Consider the following 15617-nt stretch of genomic DNA (forward strand, 5'->3'; position numbering starts at 1 on the left):
TCGGAGGGAACGGGGAGGCGATGCGACGACGGCGGTTCGTGACATCGGCGCTCGGCGTCGGCGGCCTCCTGCTGCTCACCGCATGCGTCGGTCCGGCGATCCGGGACGCTCGACCCGCGGATGGAGCCCCAGTGCCCGCACGGAGCGTCGTGGTCACGGCGTCCGGCGACATCGGAACGACGGCTGAGGCCGAGGCCACGCTCGGGCAGATCCGCGAGCTCGATTCCGACGTCCACTTCGCGCTCGGCGACCTCTCCTACGGCGATCCCGGTGAGGAACAGGACTGGTGCGAGTTCGTGACCGAGCAGGTCGGCACGGACTTCCCCTTCCAGCTCCTGTCGGGCAATCACGAGTCGGACGGGCTCGACGGCGACATCGACGCGTTCGCCGCGTGCCTCCCCGACCGGCTCGACGGGCTCGTCGGCGAGTACGCGAAGCAGTACTACGTCGACGTGCCGGCCGCGGATCCGCTCGCCCGATTCGTGATGATCTCGCCCGGGATCACCTATCCCGACGGCACCTGGTCGTACGCCGACGGCACGCCGCGTTCCGACTGGGCGCGCGAGGCGATCGAGGACGCCACGGCCTCGGGCATCCCGTGGACCATCGTCGGGATGCACAAGCCGTGCCTCTCGATGGGGGAGTATGCGTGCGATCCGGGGCCTGAGATCGTCGACCTTCTCGTGTCATCCGGGGCCGACCTGGTGATCGGCGGCCACGAGCACCTCTACCAGCGATCGGCCCAGCTCGGCTTCGGCGATCGATGCGCCTCGATCGCCCCTGACGAGATCACCGGCGCCTGCGTCGTCGAGGACGGCGACGAACTCGAGCGGGACGCCGGCACGGTCTTCATCACGGTCGGAACGGGAGGCACCGCCCTGCGTGACGTCCACCGCGACGATTCCGAGGCGGGCTGGTTCGTGGCCTGGTCGGGCGCGAACGCCGAGCCGTCGTGGGGCAACCTGCGGGTGCAGGTCTCGGAATCGGCCCTCGAGGCCGAGTTCGTCCCGGCGGTCGGCGCCTTCACCGATCGGTTCCGGATCTCCGGCGAGGCCCCGGGCTGATCGGCGGAGTACCGCGTCGTCGTCAGCGCCGCGTCACGGGTTGCCGCCGAACCCGCAGATGATCTCCGGCACGCATGGGGAATTGCCCGGCACCTCGACCTTGGCGTTCGCGCTCTGACGCCCGACTACAGTTGAGGGGTTGCGTCTCACACTGCAGGGAGTGGATCCACTTGGCCGACGGCTTCGAGCTCTTCACCGACCGGTCCGTTGTCGCGATGCGCGTCAACGGCGAGCTGAAGGACCTCGCCACGACGGTGACGGGTGCCGACACCGTCGAGCCCGTCACGATCGACTCGCCCGACGGGCTGGCGATCCTCCGCCACTCGACCGCGCACGTGCTCGCCCAGGCCGTCCAGAACGTCAACCCCGAGGCGAAGCTCGGCATCGGTCCGCCCGTGACCGACGGCTTCTACTACGACTTCGACGTGGCCGAGCCGTTCACGCCGGAAGACCTGAAGGCGCTCGACAAGGAGATGGCCCGCATCATCCGCGCCGGGCAGCGCTTCGTGCGTCGCGCGGTCTCCGATGACGAGGCACGCGCCGAGCTCGCCGGCGAGCCGTACAAGCTCGAGCTCATCGGGCTGAAGGGCGCCGCGGCATCCGGCGACGACAATGAGAGCGTCGAGGTCGGCGGCGGCGAGCTGACGATCTACGACAATGTCGACCCCAAGACGGGCGAGGTCGCCTGGAAGGACCTCTGCCGCGGGCCGCACCTGCCGAGCACGCGCATGATCGGCAACGGCTGGGCGCTCATGCGCGTCGCGGCCGCCTACTGGCGCGGGTCGGAGAAGAACCCGCAGCTGCAGCGCATCTACGGGACCGCATGGCCGTCGAAGGATGAGCTGCGCGCCTACCAGCACCGCCTCGAGGAGGCCGCGCGCCGCGACCACCGCAAGCTCGGCGCCGAGCTCGACCTCTTCAGCTTCCCCGACGAGATCGGATCGGGCCTGCCCGTCTTCCACCCGAAGGGCGGCGTCATCAAGCGCGAGATGGAGGACTACGTCCGCCGGCGCCACATCGAGGAGGGCTTCCAGTACGTCTCGACCCCGCACATCACGAAGTCGCACGTCTTCGAGCTGTCGGGCCACCTGCCGTACTACAAGGACACGATGTTCCCGCCGATGGAGTTCGAGAACAGCGAGTACTACCTCAAGGCGATGAACTGCCCGATGCAGAACCTCATCTACCGCTCGCGGGGCCGTTCGTACCGTGAGCTGCCCCTGCGCTTCTTCGAGTTCGGCACGGTCTACCGGTACGAGAAGTCGGGCGTCGTGCAGGGCCTCACGCGCGTGCGGGGCCTCACCCAGGACGACTCGCACAGCTACGTGACGCCCGAGCAGGCACCGGCGGAGATCGAGCACCTGCTGAACTTCGTGCTCGGCCTCCTGCGCGACTTCGGGCTGGACGACTTCTACCTCGAGCTCTCCACCCGCGACGACGCCTCCGACAAGTTCAAGGGCTCCGACGAGCAGTGGGAGATCGCCACGAACGTGCTGCGCGACGTCGCCGAGCGATCGGGACTCGAGCTCGTGCCCGACCCGGGCGGGGCCGCCTTCTACGGCCCGAAGATCTCGGTGCAGGCGCGCGACGCGATCGGCCGCACCTGGCAGATGTCGACCATCCAGTACGACTTCAACCAGCCCGAGGGCTTCGGCCTCCAGTACACCGCGGCCGACGGCTCGCACCAGCAGCCCGTCATGATCCACTCGGCGAAGTTCGGCTCGATCGAGCGGTTCTTCGGCGTGCTCACCGAGCACTACGCCGGTGCGTTCCCCGTCTGGCTCGCTCCAGTGCAGGTCGTCGGCATCCCCGTCGCCGACGAGTACGCGCCGTACCTCGGCGGCATCCTCACGCAGCTGAAGGGCTCGGGCGTGCGCACCGAGCTCGACACGAGCGACGACCGCATGCAGAAGAAGATCCGCACGCACACGACCCAGAAGGTGCCGATCCTGCTCATCGCGGGCGAGAACGACCGCACGGCCGAGACCGTCAGCTTCCGCTTCCGCGACGGCAGCCAGGAGAACGGCGTGCCGATCGCCGAGGCCGAGCGACGCATCCTCGAGGCGATCGCCGACCGTCGTCAGGTGACCACGAGGGACGACCTGTTCGCATGAACTCCTACGAGCACGGCGAGTTCGACGGCGTCCCGACGGATGTCTCGAGCGAGCTGGCCGGGGTCCCCGACGCGTTCCAGCGGCTGTGGACCCCGCACCGGCTGGTCTACATCCAGCAGGGCGAGCAGCCCGACGAGCACACGTGCCCGTTCTGCCGGGCGCCGCAGCTCAGCGATGAGCAGTCGCTCATCGTGGCCCGCGGCGAGCACGCGTTCGTGCTGCTGAACCTGTTCCCGTACAACAGCGGCCACCTGCTCGTGTGCCCGTACCGGCACATCGCGACCTACGACCAGGCCACTCCGGCCGAGGTCGCCGAGATCGGCGAGCTCACGCAGATCGCGATGCGCACGGTCACGCAGGTGTCGAGGTGCGACGGCTTCAACCTCGGCATGAACCAGGGCCGCATCGCCGGGGCCGGCATCGCCGAGCACCTGCACCAGCACATCGTGCCGCGCTGGGCGCTCGACTCGAACTTCTTCCCGATCGTGGCCGGGACCAAGGCGATCCCGCGCCTGCTCGGCGAGGTGCGCGAGGAGATCGCCGAGGCCTGGCCGAGCTAGCGACCCGGCGACGGCGGAGTCGGTCAGCGAACCTGCCGGACCTCGAACTGCAGGCGCGGGTGCGCGTACGCCTCCTGCGATTCGACGAGCTGCAGTTCGCGCTCACCCGATTCGTGGGTGTTCGCGAGCAGGTCGAACACGCTCGATGCGGTGCGCGCCAGCGCGTCGGCCGCGTCGCCGGAGCGGCGGTAGTGCGCGGTGAAGAGCGCGGCCGTGACATCCCCGGAACCGTTGGCCTTCATCGGAAGCTGCGGGGTCTGCACGATCCACGCGCCCCGGTCGTCGACGGCCGCCATCTCGATCGTGCCCTGCTCGCGGTCGGGTCGCTCGACGCTCGTGACGAGCACGGTGCGAGGCCCGGTCGCCCGCGCCAGGTCGACCGACTCGAGCGTCGACTCGAGCGAGCCCGGCTCGGTCCCGGTGAGGTAGCCGAGCTCGAACTGGTTCGGCGTGATGAGGTCGGCGGCGGGCACCACGCGGTCGCGCAGCAGCACGGGGATCGCCGGCGCGACGAAGCATCCGCTCTTCGCATTGCCCATCACCGGATCGCACGAGTAGACGGCGTCGGGATTCGCCGCCTTGATCCGGGCGACCGCGTCGAGGATCACGTCGGCGATGCCCTCGGAGCCCTGGTAGCCCGAGAGGATGACGTCGATCTCGGGGAACACGCCGCGATCCTCGATGCCGTCGATGACCGCCCGCACGTCGTCGGGGCTGATCAACGGGCCGCGCCACGCTCCGTAGCCGGTGTGGTTCGAGAAGTTGACCGTATAGACGGGCATGACCTCGACGCCGATGCGCTGGAGGGGGAAGACGGCCGCGGAGTTGCCGACGTGGCCGTAGGCGACCGCGGACTGGATCGAGAGGACCTTCACCCCTCGATCATTCCATCCCGGTCGGGACGAGCCGTCCGCCCGCCGCGCGCACGGCGGCGGCCACGTCTGCGGCGAGCCGGTCGGCGTCGGCGTCGCCGAGGTCGTGCACCGTGAGCCGCAGCCGGCGCGACGCGGGCGCGTCGGCGAGCACGAACTCGTCGCCCGTGCGCACGAGCCAGCCGCGGCGCATCAACTGCTCCGACACGTCGCGCGCCGGCACCGGCAGGGCCACCCACAGGTTGAGCCCGTCGCCGGCCTCGGCGGGCACGCCGAGCGCGGTGAGCCGTGCAGCGAACGCGTCGTTGCGGGCGGCGTAGTGCGCGCCCGCCTCCGCGATGGCCGCGGCGACCGCCGGATCGGTGACGAGGGCGAGCGTGAGGCGCTGCAGGAGGTGGCTCACCCAGGTCGTGCCGGGGGTCAGCCGCGTCGCGAGCCGCTCCGCCGTGTCGGGGTCGGATGCCGTGACCGCGAGGCACATGTCGGGGCCGAGGAACTTCGACACCGAGCGCACGAGCGCCCAGCGACGGTGGTCGTGGCCGATCAGGGAGCGGAAGGGGCGGCGCGAGAGCATCGAGAAGTGGTCGTCCTCGATGACGAGGACGTACGGGTGCGCCCGGAGCACCTCGCGCAGCTCCGCGGCGCGTCGTTCGGAGAGGCTCGCGCCCGTCGGGTTCTGGGCCCTGGGCGTGCACACCACCGCGCGCACGCCCTGATCGAGCGCCGAGCGCAGGCCGTCCACCGTCATGCCCTCGTCGTCGACCGGGACCGGGACCGCGCGATAACCGCCCACGCGGACGGTGTGGATGCTCGTGAGGAAGCACGGATCCTCGAGCGCGACCGCGTCGTCGCGGACGAGCGCCTGTGCGAGGAGCCGCTCGACCGCGTCGGCCGCACCGCTCGTGATGGTGAGCCTGACGTCCGCGGGCGCGACGTCCGCGCGGATCCACTCGTGCGCCCAGCGCTCGAGGTCGGGATCGATGACCGGCTCGCCGTAGAGGACCGGCCGGCCCGCCATCGCGGCGAGCGCGCGCGACGGGTCGGGGATGAGGTCGGGGTCGGGGTTGCCGGTGGCGACGTCGCGGAGCACGCTGTCGGCGGCGAACCCCTCCTGCGCCACGGCCATCCGATCGGCGACGCGCGTGCCGGCCCGGCCGCGGGTGACGACGACGCCCGCGAGCGTGAGCTGGCGGTACGCCGCGACGGCGGTGTTGCGGTTCACGCCGAGGTCGTCCGCGAGGTTGCGGACCGGCGGCAGCGCATCGCCCGGGCGCAACGCGCCGCGCTCGATGAGGGCGCGAACGCTCGCGGCGATGTCCGCGGCGGATCGGCCGGCGATCTCGAGTGTCACGTCATGTTCCATGCGCGCTCCGTAGGTAGGGCTGCGCCCATGCTATCTTTTGGCCTAGGCCAAGCAAGCACCTTGTCCGTGAATTTGCGCGAGTCGCGCCATCCGTCGAAGGGAACCCCCGATGAGCACTGCCCAGACCGGCTCCAGCCGTGTGAAGCGCGGCCTCGCCGAGATGCTGAAGGGCGGCGTCATCATGGACGTCGTCACGCCCGAGCAGGCGCGCATCGCCGAAGATGCCGGCGCTGTCGCCGTCATGGCGCTCGAGCGCGTGCCCGCCGACATCCGGGCCCAGGGCGGCGTCGCCCGCATGAGCGACCCCGACCTCATCGAGGCGATCATCGCCGAGGTCTCCATCCCGGTCATGGCCAAGGCCCGCATCGGCCACTTCGTCGAGGCGCAGGTGCTGCAGGCGCTCGACGTCGACTACATCGACGAGTCCGAGGTGCTCTCGCCGGCCGACTACGTCAACCACATCGACAAGTGGGGCTTCGACACGCCCTTCGTGTGCGGCGCGACCAACCTCGGCGAGGCGCTCCGCCGAATCAACGAGGGCGCGGCGATGATCCGCTCCAAGGGCGAGGCCGGCACGGGCGACGTCTCCGAGGCGACCAAGCACATCCGCAAGATCACCTCCGAGATCAACCAGCTCAAGTCGATGACGCGCGACGAGGTCTACGTCGCCGCCAAGGAGCTGCAGGCGCCGTACGACCTCGTGCTCGAGGTCGCCGAGACCGGCAAGCTGCCCGTCGTGCTCTTCACCGCGGGCGGCGTGGCCACCCCGGCCGATGCCGCCATGATGATGCAGCTCGGCGCCGACGGCGTCTTCGTCGGCTCGGGCATCTTCAAGTCGGGCAACCCCGAGCAGCGCGCCGCCGCGATCGTCAAGGCGACGACGTTCTACGACGACCCGAAGGTCATCGCCGAGGTCTCCCGCGGCCTGGGCGAGGCGATGGTCGGCATCAACGTCGCCGACCTGGCGGCGCCGCACCGCCTCGCCGAGCGCGGATGGTGAGTCTCCGCGACGAGTCCCTCGGGGCGCCGGATGCCACTGGGCCGACCGTCGGCGTCCTCGCCCTGCAGGGCGACTTCCGCGAGCACGCGCGCGTGCTGGGCGAGCTCGGCGCGAGGGTCGTGCTCGTCCGCCGCCCCGAGGACGTCGGGGGCATCGAGGGACTCGTCATCCCCGGCGGCGAGTCGACCGTGATGGACAAGCTCTCTCGCGCGTTCGGCGTCGCCGAGCCGCTGAAGCGGCGCATCGCCGAGGGCATGCCGGTGTACGGCACCTGCGCCGGCCTCATCATGATCGCCGACACCCTGCTCGACACGATCGCGGGGCAGCAGAACCTCGGCGGGCTCGACGTGGTCGTGCGCCGCAACGCGTTCGGGTCGCAGAACCAGTCGTTCGAGACCGACCTCGACGTGCCCGTGCTCGGCGACCCGCCGGTGCACGCCGTGTTCATCCGCGGACCAGTCGTCGAGTCGGTCGGGGAGCGGGCCACGCCGCTCGCCGCGCTGGCGGATGGTCGCGTGGTCGCCGTCGAGCAGGGCAGCCTCATCGGCACGAGCTTCCACCCCGAGATCCAGGGCGACCGGCGCTTCCACGAGTACTTCCTCTCGAAGGTGCGCGCGCGGGCGGCGGTCTGAGTCGGTCGCGGCCATCGACGCCGACGCAGTGGGTCGTGCACGAGGGGCGGCCCGTGCCGCCGATCCCGTGATTCCGCATCGTGATGGCCGCGAGTAGCGTCGACGGGGTGACCAGGTACATCGCGCTGCTCCGCGGAGTGAACGTCGGGGGCGTCACCGTGAAGTCCGCCCCGCTCGCCGAGGTGTTCCGCGACCTCGGCTTCACCGAGGTGCGCACGGTGCTCGCGAGCGGCAACGTCGTGTTCGACGCCGGCAAGGGCGCCGGAGTCGCCGCCGTGAAGCGACGCATCGAGCGGGCGCTCGCCGACGCCTTCGGATACGACGCGTGGATCGTGCTCACCACCCCCGAGCACGTCCGCGCGGTCGTCGACGCCTTCCCGTTCGACGCCGCCGACCCGAAGCGTCAGCCCTACGCGGTGTTCGGTTCCGACGCGTCGGCGCTCGACGAGCTCGCCGAGGCCGCATCCGACCTGGATCCGGCGGTCGATCCCGTCGCGCGCGGCGACGGCGTCGTCTACTGGAATCCGGTGAAGGGAACCACGGTCGACACGCCGTTCGCGAAGCTCCTCGCGAAGCCGAGGTTCAAGCCCACCACGACGAACCGCAACCTGCGAACGCTCGAGAAGCTGCTGAAGTAGGCGCGCGCTCGCGACATCCGCCGCGGCCGGTCTCAGGGTCCACCCCGGGTCGGATGCGGGGGATCGCCCGGGAATGATCCGGGGCCTGCCCCGGCGCGGCGAAGCGAGCCATCCGCTTGCGTTGCCCGCATGACCACTCGACTTCCCAGCACGGGCGCGCCGGATCCCGCCGCCGCCCCCGCCACGACCTGCCGCAGCGACGAGGTCGTCACGATCCATCGCCTCTTCCGGCGGCTGTTCGCCGATGCGCCCGGGCTCGTGCGCGACGTCGACCCGGGCGACACCGCGCGGGTGAAGTACGTCGCAAAGCACGTGCACGGGATCACCGCACTGCTGCACGTGCACCACCGCACCGAGGACGAGTACTTCTGGGACCGCATGACCGAGCGCGCGCCCGCGTGCGGGCTGCACGTCGCACTCATGCGGCGACAGCACGGCGCGGTGTCCGACAGGCTGGACCTCGTCGACGGGCTCGTCGACCGGTGGGTGCGTCGGCCGGACGGCGCGAGCGCGGCTCGCCTCGCGGCGGAGCTCGACGAGGTCGACCGCCTGCTCGTCGAGCACCTCGCCGACGAGGAGCGCGACGCATTCCCGGTCCTCGACGCGATCCTCTCCGACGCGGAGTGGGACGACATCCATCGCCACGCCCAGCGCCACAAGCCGCCCCTCCCGATCTTCGTGCTGCTCGGCCTCATGATCGACAGCGTGCCCCCGTCGGAGCGGGACGAGTGGTTCGCGACGCAACTGCCGGCACCCATCCGCGCCGCCTACCGGATCGTCGGACGAAAGCAGTACGAACGGGCACTGCAGCGGCTCTTCCCGGAGCCGACGTCGGCCGCGTTCGCGTGACGACGACGGACGGCGCCCGCGCCGCGGCATCCGTCGCCCGCACGCCCCGCCGCACCGCCCCGCAGATGCGGGTCGGTGCGCTGGCCTAGAATGACGGGGTACCGATCACCATCACGGGAGACGCATGTCCGGGCATTCCAAGTGGGCGACGACCAAGCACAAGAAGGCCGTCATCGACGCGCGCCGCGCGAAGTCGTTCGCCAAGCTCATCAAGAACATCGAGGTCGCGGCCAAGCTCGGCGGCGCCGACCTCGCCGGCAACCCGACCCTGTACGACGCCGTGCAGAAGGCGAAGAAGACCTCGGTCCCGAACGACAACATCGACCGCGCCATCAAGCGCGGCGCCGGCATCGGCGGCGAGTCGGTCGAGTACCAGAACATCACGTACGAGGCGTACGGACCGAACGGCGTCGCGATGATGATCGAGGTGCTCACCGACAACAAGAATCGCGCCGCCGCCGAGGTCCGCACGGGTCTCAGTCGCAACGGCGGCACGCTCGCCGACCCGGGCTCGGTCGCGTACAACTTCACCCGCAAGGGCGTCATCGTCGTCAGCGGCGAGGGCACGACCGAGGACGACGTGATGATGGCTGCGCTCGAAGCCGGCGCCGAGGAGATCGAGCCGCACGCGCAGGGCTTCGAGGTCGTGACCGACCCCTCCGACATGGTCGAGGTGCGAAAGGCGCTCCAGGAGGCCGGCCTCGACTACGAGTCGGCCGACATCGAGTTCGTGCCCAACCTCAAGGTCGAGATCGACGCCGACACCGCGAAGAAGATCTTCCGCCTCATCGACGCGCTCGAGGACAGCGACGACGTGCAGAACGTCTACAGCAACTTCGACCTCTCGCCCGAGGTGCAGGCCGAGCTCGAATCCGAGTCGGAGTAGCCGCGGTGCGGGTCCTCGGCATCGACCCCGGGCTGACCCGCTGCGGCGTGGGCGTGGTGGATGTGGCGGCCGACCGCACCGCGACCCTCGTCGACGTCGTCGTGCTGCGCTCGCCGGCCGAGCTCGCGACGCCCGGGCGCCTCGCGCGCATCGCCGACGGGCTCGAGGCGATCGTCGAGGAGCACCGGCCGAACGCCGTCGCGCTCGAGCGCGTGTTCGCGCGCAGCGACGTGTCGACGATCATGGGCACCGCGCAGATCTCGGGGGTGGCCATGCTCATCGCCGAGCGGCGAGCACTCCCCGTCGCGCTGCACACGCCGAGCGAGGTGAAGGCCGCGATCACGGGCTATGGGCGCGCCGACAAGAAACAGGTGGGCGCGATGGTCGCGCGCATCCTGGGGCTCGATTCGGTGCCGAAGCCGGCGGATGCCGCGGACGCCCTCGCGCTCGCGATCTGCCATGCGTGGCGCACCGGAGGGGTCGCCGGCGCGGCGATCGCCGACGCCGCCGCGGTCCGCGGGCGCGGTCCGGCGGAGGCGTCGGGGCTCACGCCGGCGCAGCGTGCGTGGCTCGCCGCGGAGCGTGCCGCGACCGTGTCGGGGGCCGCCCGTAGGGTGAAGGAGTGATCTCCTCCCTCCGCGGCCGCGTCGCATCGGCATCCGGCGGCGCGCTCGTCGTCGACGTCTCCGGTGTCGGCTACCTCGTGAACGCGACCCCGGCATTGGTTCTCTCGAGCCGCGAGGGGCAGGAGGTGTTCGTGCACACGGCCCTCATCGTCCGCGAAGACGCGATGACCCTCTTCGGCTTCGCGACCCGCGACGAGCTCGACGTGTTCGAGCTGCTCATCGGCGTGACCGGCGTCGGGCCGAAGTCGGCGCTCGGCGTGCTCTCGGCGATGTCGCCCGACGACGTGGCGCGGGCGGTCGATGCCGACGACGACGCGGCGTTCCGCCGCGTGAGCGGCATCGGGCCGAAGACCGCCAAGCTCATCACGGTCTCGCTCGCGGGCAAGCTCGTGGCGCCCGCGGTCACGTCGCCCGGCGCGCCGATCCGCGCGGGCGGCGCCGCCGACGACGTGCTCGCCGCGCTCACCGGCCTCGGCTGGTCCGAGAAGCTCGCCGGCGAGGCGATCGCCGAGACGCTCGAGTCGGCCGATCCGGTCGCCGCGGCCTCCGTTCCGGCCCTGCTCCGGCTCACGCTCGCCCGGCTCGGGCCGGCGCAGCCGTCGGCGAGGGCGCGATGAGCGACGCCGACCTCGACCTCACCGACCCGGCGCTCGCCTCCGAGGCCGAGCTCGCGTTCGAGGGCGCGCTCAGGCCGCGCAGCCTCGACGAATTCGTGGGCCAGACCCGGGTGCGCGGGCAGCTGCAGCTGCTGCTGTCGGCCGCGGCCATGCAGCAGCGCACTCCCGACCACATCCTGCTCGCCGGTCCGCCCGGGCTCGGCAAGACCACGCTCGCGATGATCGTCGCGCACGAGGGCGGGCGGCCGCTGCGCATGTCGAGCGGTCCTGCCATCCAGCACGCCGGCGACCTGGCCGCGGTGCTCTCCTCGCTCGTCCCGGGTGAAGTGCTCTTCATCGACGAGATCCACCGCATGGCGCGCTCGGCCGAAGAGATGCTCTACCTCGCGATGGAGGACTTCCGCATCGACATCATGGTCGGCAAGGGCGCCGGCGCCACCTCGGTGCCGCTCGATCTGGCGCCGTTCACGCTCGTCGGGGCCACGACGCGCGCCGGCCTGCTGCCCAACCCGCTCCGCGACCGGTTCGGCTTCACCGCCCACCTCGAGTTCTACGACGAGGCCGAGCTCGAACAGGTGCTCGCGCGGGCGGCGGCGATGCTCGGGCTGGCGATCGACCGCGAGGCCGTCGCCGAGATCGCCGGGCGCTGCCGTGGCACGCCGCGCATCGCGAACCGGTTGCTCCGGCGCGTCCGAGACTACGCGCTCGTGCACTCGTCGGGGGGCGTCGGGCGCGTCGGGGGCGCCGACGTCGAGGCCGTGCGTGCCGCGCTCGAGCTGTACGACGTCGACCCGCTCGGGCTCGACCGCCTCGACCGCGCCGTCATGACGACCATCCTCACGCGCTTCGGCGGCGGCCCCGTCGGGCTCAACACCCTCGCCGTGTCGGTGGGCGAGGAGGCGGAGACCATCGAGGCGGTCGTCGAGCCGTTCCTCGTGCGCATCGGGCTCATCACGCGCACCCCGCGCGGCCGTGTCGCGACGCCCACCGCATGGCGCCACTTCGGGCTGGTCCGCGAGGGTGGGGAGAGCCCGGCGATGCTCCCGATCGATGACCTATAATCCTTTGAGGCTCCGGCCACTTCACCCCTGATCGTGCGCCTCGCGCACCCCGGAAGGTTTCCACCCCATGGTCTTCGACCCGTTCACCATCATCATGCTCGTCGTCCTGGCGGTGCTGATCTTCTTCATGTTCCGCAACTCGCGCAAGCGCCAGCAGGACGCGCGCGAACTCCAGGCCAAGGTCGTGGCCGGCGCGAAGGTCATGACGAACTTCGGGGTGTTCGGCACCATCCTCTCGATGGACGAGGAAGAGAACCAGGTGCTGCTCGAGACGAGCCCGGGCACCGTGCTCACGGTGCACCGCCAGACCATCGCGCGCGTCATCGACGCCGCCGAGGAGGCGCCCGCGAACTCGACCGCCGCCGTCGAGGGCGAGCCCGAGTTCGGCCAGCGCGTCGACGACGTGCCGGGCGACGAGACGCCCGACGTCAAGAAGTCCGACGACTAGAGCTCACCCATCGCTCGGCCCGCGCAACGCTGCGCGGGCACCTGCACAGAAAGCAGATCTCGTGGCTGCACCATCCAAGCGGTCGTCTCGACCCACGCCCGTGCGCAAGGCCCTGCGCTCCCTGACCTGGCTCGGTGTCATCATCGTCGCGCTCTTCGGCATCAACGCCGCGGGCGTGATCTGGGGCGGCGGCTCCTGGACGCCGAAGCTCGCGCTCGACCTCGAGGGCGGCACGCAGATCATCCTCGCGCCGCAGCTGGCCGAGGGCGAGTCGGTGTCGCAGGAGCAGCTCGACCAGGCCGTGTCGATCATCCGGCAGCGCGTCGACGCGTCGGGCGTCTCCGAGGCCGAGATCAACACGCAGGGCGGCCAGAACGTCGTCGTCGCGATCCCCGGCGAGCTCGACGATCAGACCAGGAACCGCATCGAGTCGTCGGCGAAGCTCGAGCTGCGCCCGGTGCTGCTCGCCGACGCCGCCACGAACCAGTCGATCGACCCGAGCGAGAGCCCTGCGCCGACCGACGGTGCCGAGCAGGAGCTCGAATCGACTCCGACGGTCGAACCGACCGACGCGAGCGACCCCAACTGGGTGACGCCCGCGCTGCAGGACGAGTTCGACACCTTCGACTGCGCCACGCTCGATGAGGGCGACGCCAACGTCGCGCCCGCCGACGAACCCCTCGTGACCTGCGACAGCTCGCGCACGATCAAGTACCTGCTCGGCCCGGTCGAGGTCGGCGGCGAGGACATCGTCGACGCGACCAACGGCATGGTGCAGACGCAGACGGGTGCCACGACCGGCCAGTGGGCGGTCAACATCGTCTTCAACGAGCGCGGCACCGAGCAGTTCGCCGAGGTCAGCCAGCGGCTCTTCGCGCTGAACGGCCAGACTCCGCGCGACCAGTTCGCGTTCGTGCTCGACGGCGCGGTCCTGTCCGCGCCGCAGATGAACGGCGTCATCACCGACGGCCGTCCTCAGGTCACCGGCAGCTTCACGCAGGAGTCCTCGAAGGCCCTGGCCGACCAGCTGAAGTTCGGTGCGCTGCCGATCAGCTTCGAGGTCCAGTCATCCGACACCATCTCGGCGACGCTCGGCACCTCGCAGCTCCAGGCCGGCCTCATCGCCGGCATCATCGGCCTGATCCTCGTCGTGATCTACACGCTGTTCCAATACCGAGCGCTCGGCTCGGTCACCATCGCGTCGCTCGTGATCGTCGGCATCGTCACGTACCTCACGATCACGATCCTGTCCTGGCGCGAGGGCTACCGGCTCTCGCTCGCGGGCATCGCGGGCCTCATCGTCGCGATCGGCTTCACGGCCGACTCGTTCATCGTCTACTTCGAGCGCGTGCGAGACGAGCTGCGCGACGGCCGACCGCTCGTCGGAGCCGTCGAAGCGGGCTGGAAGCGCGCGCTGCGCACGATCCTCTCCTCGAAGGGCATGAACCTCCTCGCGGCGATCGTCCTGTTCATCCTGGCGGTCGGCAGCGTGCGAGGCTTCGCCTTCACGCTCGGTCTGACCACGGTGATCGACGTCATCGTCGTCATCCTGTTCACCCACCCGATGCTGCAGCTGCTCGCACAGACGCGGTTCTTCTCCAGCGGCCACTCCTGGTCGGGCCTCGACCCGCAGGCGCTCGGCGCCGTGTACCGGGGCCGCGCCGAGTTCCGCAAGCCCGTCGCGGTCCCGGCGAAGAAGGCCGCATCCAGCTCGCGCGAGGCGCAGAAGCGCCAGACCATCGCGGAGCGCAAGGCAGCACAGGTCGACGCCACCGTCGGCGCCGGCGAAGGCAAGGAGTCCTGATGGCCAACCGACTCACCACGTTCGGCAACGACCTCTACACGGGCAAGCGCTCGTTCAACTTCGTCGGCGGCCGCAGGAAGTGGTACGCGATCGCGGCGGTGCTGATCATCCTGTCGGTGCTCATCCCCGTCGTCCGCGGCTTCAACTTCGGCATCGAGTTCCGCGGCGGCTCGCAGTTCGTGATCACCGGCGCGCAGACCGCCGAGCAGCAGCCGGCGATCGACGCGGTCAACGAGGTCGCCCCCGGGGCGGCACCGCGCGTCACGATCGTCGGTGACGACGGCGTGCGCGTCCAGACCGAGCAGCTCGAGCAGGCCGAGGCGCGGGAGCTCACGAGCGCCCTCGCGGAGGCGTACGGCGTCGACGAGTCCGAGGTCACGTCGTCCTTCGTCGGTGCGAGCTGGGGTGCGGATGTGACGCGGCAGGCGATCCTGGGCCTGCTCGCGTTCCTCCTGCTCGCCGCCATCGTGATGGCCCTGTACTTCCGGACCTGGAAGATGTCGGTCGCGGCGATTCTGTCGCTGCTCGGCGACCTCATCGTGACCGCGGGCATCTACGCCGCGGTCGGGTTCGAGATCACGCCCGCCGCGATGATCGGTATCCTCACGATCCTCAGCTACTCGCTCTACGACACCGTCGTGGTGTTCGACAAGATCCGCGAGAACACGGCAGAGGATGCCGGACCGGAGGCGAGGCGGACGTTCGCCGAGTCCGTCAACCTCGCCGTAAACCAGACCCTCGTGCGGTCGATCAACACGAGCATCGTGGCGGCGCTGCCCGTCGCCGCGATCCTGTTCATCGGCGCCGGCGTGCTGGGAGCCGACACGCTCCGCGACATCTCGCTCGCACTGCTCATCGGCATCATCGTCGGCACGTGGTCCACCGTCTTCATCGCGGCGCCGCTCTACTCGCAGCTGCGCGAGGGTGAGCCCGAGATCAAGCGCCACGACCAGAAGGTGCTCAAGGAACGCGAGCGCGCCGGTGGGTCGAACGGGTCCGAGATCGAGGCGGTTCCCGTCGCCTGAGCGCCGTGCCCCGACCTCGGTGGCACGCGCCCGGCTCGGGAGCGGTGATAATTGAGGT

16 protein-coding genes are annotated in these 15617 nt (G+C 70.6%); 14 read left to right on the forward strand and 2 right to left on the reverse strand.

Going from position 1 to position 15617, the window contains the following annotated elements; genetic code table 11:
* Positions 1-131: 131 nt before the first annotated feature.
* From AC3RKB_RS16470 to AC3RKB_RS16480, 3 genes are all read left to right on the forward strand, one after another.
* Positions 132-1064, forward strand: a complete 933-nt coding sequence (locus AC3RKB_RS16470; RefSeq protein WP_491437322.1) for a metallophosphoesterase — start codon at positions 132-134, stop codon at positions 1062-1064.
* A 215-nt stretch (positions 1065-1279) separates the two neighbouring features.
* Positions 1280-3178, forward strand: coding sequence for a threonine--tRNA ligase (gene thrS, locus AC3RKB_RS16475; protein WP_491437871.1), 1899 nt, complete (start codon positions 1280-1282; stop codon positions 3176-3178).
* Positions 3175-3738, forward strand: a complete 564-nt coding sequence (locus tag AC3RKB_RS16480) for an HIT family protein (protein ID WP_491437323.1) — start codon at positions 3175-3177, stop codon at positions 3736-3738. The genes thrS and AC3RKB_RS16480 overlap by 4 nt, the downstream gene beginning before the upstream one ends.
* A 23-nt stretch (positions 3739-3761) precedes the next feature.
* Here AC3RKB_RS16480 and pdxY read toward each other — a convergent pair whose 3' ends face one another.
* Both pdxY and AC3RKB_RS16490 read right to left on the reverse strand, forming a co-directional pair.
* Positions 3762-4613: a pyridoxal kinase PdxY gene (gene pdxY, locus AC3RKB_RS16485; protein ID WP_491437324.1), complete on the reverse strand. Its 852-nt coding sequence runs from the start codon at positions 4611-4613 to the stop codon at positions 3762-3764.
* 7 nt (positions 4614-4620) lie between these two features.
* Entirely contained in the window at positions 4621-5973 is a 1353-nt protein-coding gene (locus AC3RKB_RS16490; RefSeq protein WP_491437325.1) for an aminotransferase class I/II-fold pyridoxal phosphate-dependent enzyme, read from the reverse strand.
* A 109-nt stretch (positions 5974-6082) separates the two neighbouring features.
* On the opposite strand from AC3RKB_RS16490, the gene pdxS reads away from it, so the two are divergent.
* The 11 genes from pdxS to secF all read left to right on the forward strand — a co-directional run bounded on the left by pdxS (position 6083) and on the right by secF (position 15559).
* Positions 6083-6973 (forward strand): pyridoxal 5'-phosphate synthase lyase subunit PdxS, encoded by an 891-nt coding sequence (gene pdxS, locus AC3RKB_RS16495; RefSeq protein ID WP_491437326.1) that lies wholly within the window; start codon positions 6083-6085, stop codon positions 6971-6973.
* Positions 6967-7605, forward strand: a complete 639-nt coding sequence (gene pdxT, locus AC3RKB_RS16500; protein ID WP_491437327.1) for a pyridoxal 5'-phosphate synthase glutaminase subunit PdxT — start codon at positions 6967-6969, stop codon at positions 7603-7605. The genes pdxS and pdxT overlap by 7 nt, the downstream gene beginning before the upstream one ends.
* A gap of 107 nt (positions 7606-7712) precedes the next feature.
* A complete protein-coding gene (locus tag AC3RKB_RS16505; protein ID WP_491437328.1) occupies positions 7713-8243 on the forward strand; it encodes a DUF1697 domain-containing protein in 531 nt (176 codons plus the stop codon).
* Positions 8244-8372: 129 nt separating this feature from the next.
* Complete coding sequence (locus AC3RKB_RS16510; protein ID WP_491437329.1) at positions 8373-9092, forward strand: hemerythrin domain-containing protein; 720 nt, start codon at positions 8373-8375, stop codon at positions 9090-9092.
* Positions 9093-9216: 124 nt separating this feature from the next.
* Positions 9217-9978 (forward strand): YebC/PmpR family DNA-binding transcriptional regulator, encoded by a 762-nt coding sequence (locus AC3RKB_RS16515; protein WP_491437330.1) that lies wholly within the window; start codon positions 9217-9219, stop codon positions 9976-9978.
* Between the two features lie 5 nt (positions 9979-9983).
* Complete coding sequence (gene ruvC, locus AC3RKB_RS16520; protein ID WP_491437331.1) at positions 9984-10604, forward strand: crossover junction endodeoxyribonuclease RuvC; 621 nt, start codon at positions 9984-9986, stop codon at positions 10602-10604.
* Positions 10601-11221, forward strand: a complete 621-nt coding sequence (ruvA, locus tag AC3RKB_RS16525; RefSeq protein ID WP_491437332.1) for a Holliday junction branch migration protein RuvA — start codon at positions 10601-10603, stop codon at positions 11219-11221. The genes ruvC and ruvA overlap by 4 nt, the downstream gene beginning before the upstream one ends.
* Complete coding sequence (gene ruvB / locus AC3RKB_RS16530; RefSeq protein WP_491437333.1) at positions 11218-12282, forward strand: Holliday junction branch migration DNA helicase RuvB; 1065 nt, start codon at positions 11218-11220, stop codon at positions 12280-12282. The genes ruvA and ruvB overlap by 4 nt, the downstream gene beginning before the upstream one ends.
* Positions 12283-12349: 67 nt before the next feature.
* Positions 12350-12730: a preprotein translocase subunit YajC gene (gene yajC / locus AC3RKB_RS16535; protein WP_491437334.1), complete on the forward strand. Its 381-nt coding sequence runs from the start codon at positions 12350-12352 to the stop codon at positions 12728-12730.
* Between the two features lie 61 nt (positions 12731-12791).
* Positions 12792-14534 (forward strand): protein translocase subunit SecD, encoded by a 1743-nt coding sequence (secD, locus tag AC3RKB_RS16540; protein WP_491437335.1) that lies wholly within the window; start codon positions 12792-12794, stop codon positions 14532-14534.
* Positions 14534-15559 carry a protein translocase subunit SecF gene (gene secF / locus AC3RKB_RS16545; protein ID WP_491437336.1) on the forward strand — a complete coding sequence of 342 codons (1026 nt, stop codon included), beginning with the start codon at positions 14534-14536 and terminating at the stop codon, positions 15557-15559. The genes secD and secF overlap by 1 nt, the downstream gene beginning before the upstream one ends.
* Positions 15560-15617: the final 58 nt, after the last annotated feature.

It is taken from the genome of Agromyces capsici (assembly GCF_058349965.1).

What these genes read in the sequence shown, in the direction of transcription:
- thrS (WP_491437871.1), top strand. Translation starts at nt 1,280, where the DNA reads ATGCGCGTCAACGGCGAGCTGAAGGACCTCGCCACGACGGTGACGGGT.
- AC3RKB_RS16480 (WP_491437323.1), top strand. Translation starts at nt 3,175, where the DNA reads ATGAACTCCTACGAGCACGGCGAGTTCGACGGCGTCCCGACGGATGTC.
- AC3RKB_RS16490 (WP_491437325.1), bottom strand. Translation starts at nt 5,973, where the DNA reads ATGGAACATGACGTGACACTCGAGATCGCCGGCCGATCCGCCGCGGAC.
- pdxS (WP_491437326.1), top strand. Translation starts at nt 6,083, where the DNA reads ATGAGCACTGCCCAGACCGGCTCCAGCCGTGTGAAGCGCGGCCTCGCC.
- pdxT (WP_491437327.1), top strand. Translation starts at nt 6,967, where the DNA reads ATGGTGAGTCTCCGCGACGAGTCCCTCGGGGCGCCGGATGCCACTGGG.
- AC3RKB_RS16510 (WP_491437329.1), top strand. Translation starts at nt 8,373, where the DNA reads ATGACCACTCGACTTCCCAGCACGGGCGCGCCGGATCCCGCCGCCGCC.
- AC3RKB_RS16515 (WP_491437330.1), top strand. Translation starts at nt 9,217, where the DNA reads ATGTCCGGGCATTCCAAGTGGGCGACGACCAAGCACAAGAAGGCCGTC.
- ruvB (WP_491437333.1), top strand. Translation starts at nt 11,218, where the DNA reads ATGAGCGACGCCGACCTCGACCTCACCGACCCGGCGCTCGCCTCCGAG.
- yajC (WP_491437334.1), top strand. Translation starts at nt 12,350, where the DNA reads ATGGTCTTCGACCCGTTCACCATCATCATGCTCGTCGTCCTGGCGGTG.
- secF (WP_491437336.1), top strand. Translation starts at nt 14,534, where the DNA reads ATGGCCAACCGACTCACCACGTTCGGCAACGACCTCTACACGGGCAAG.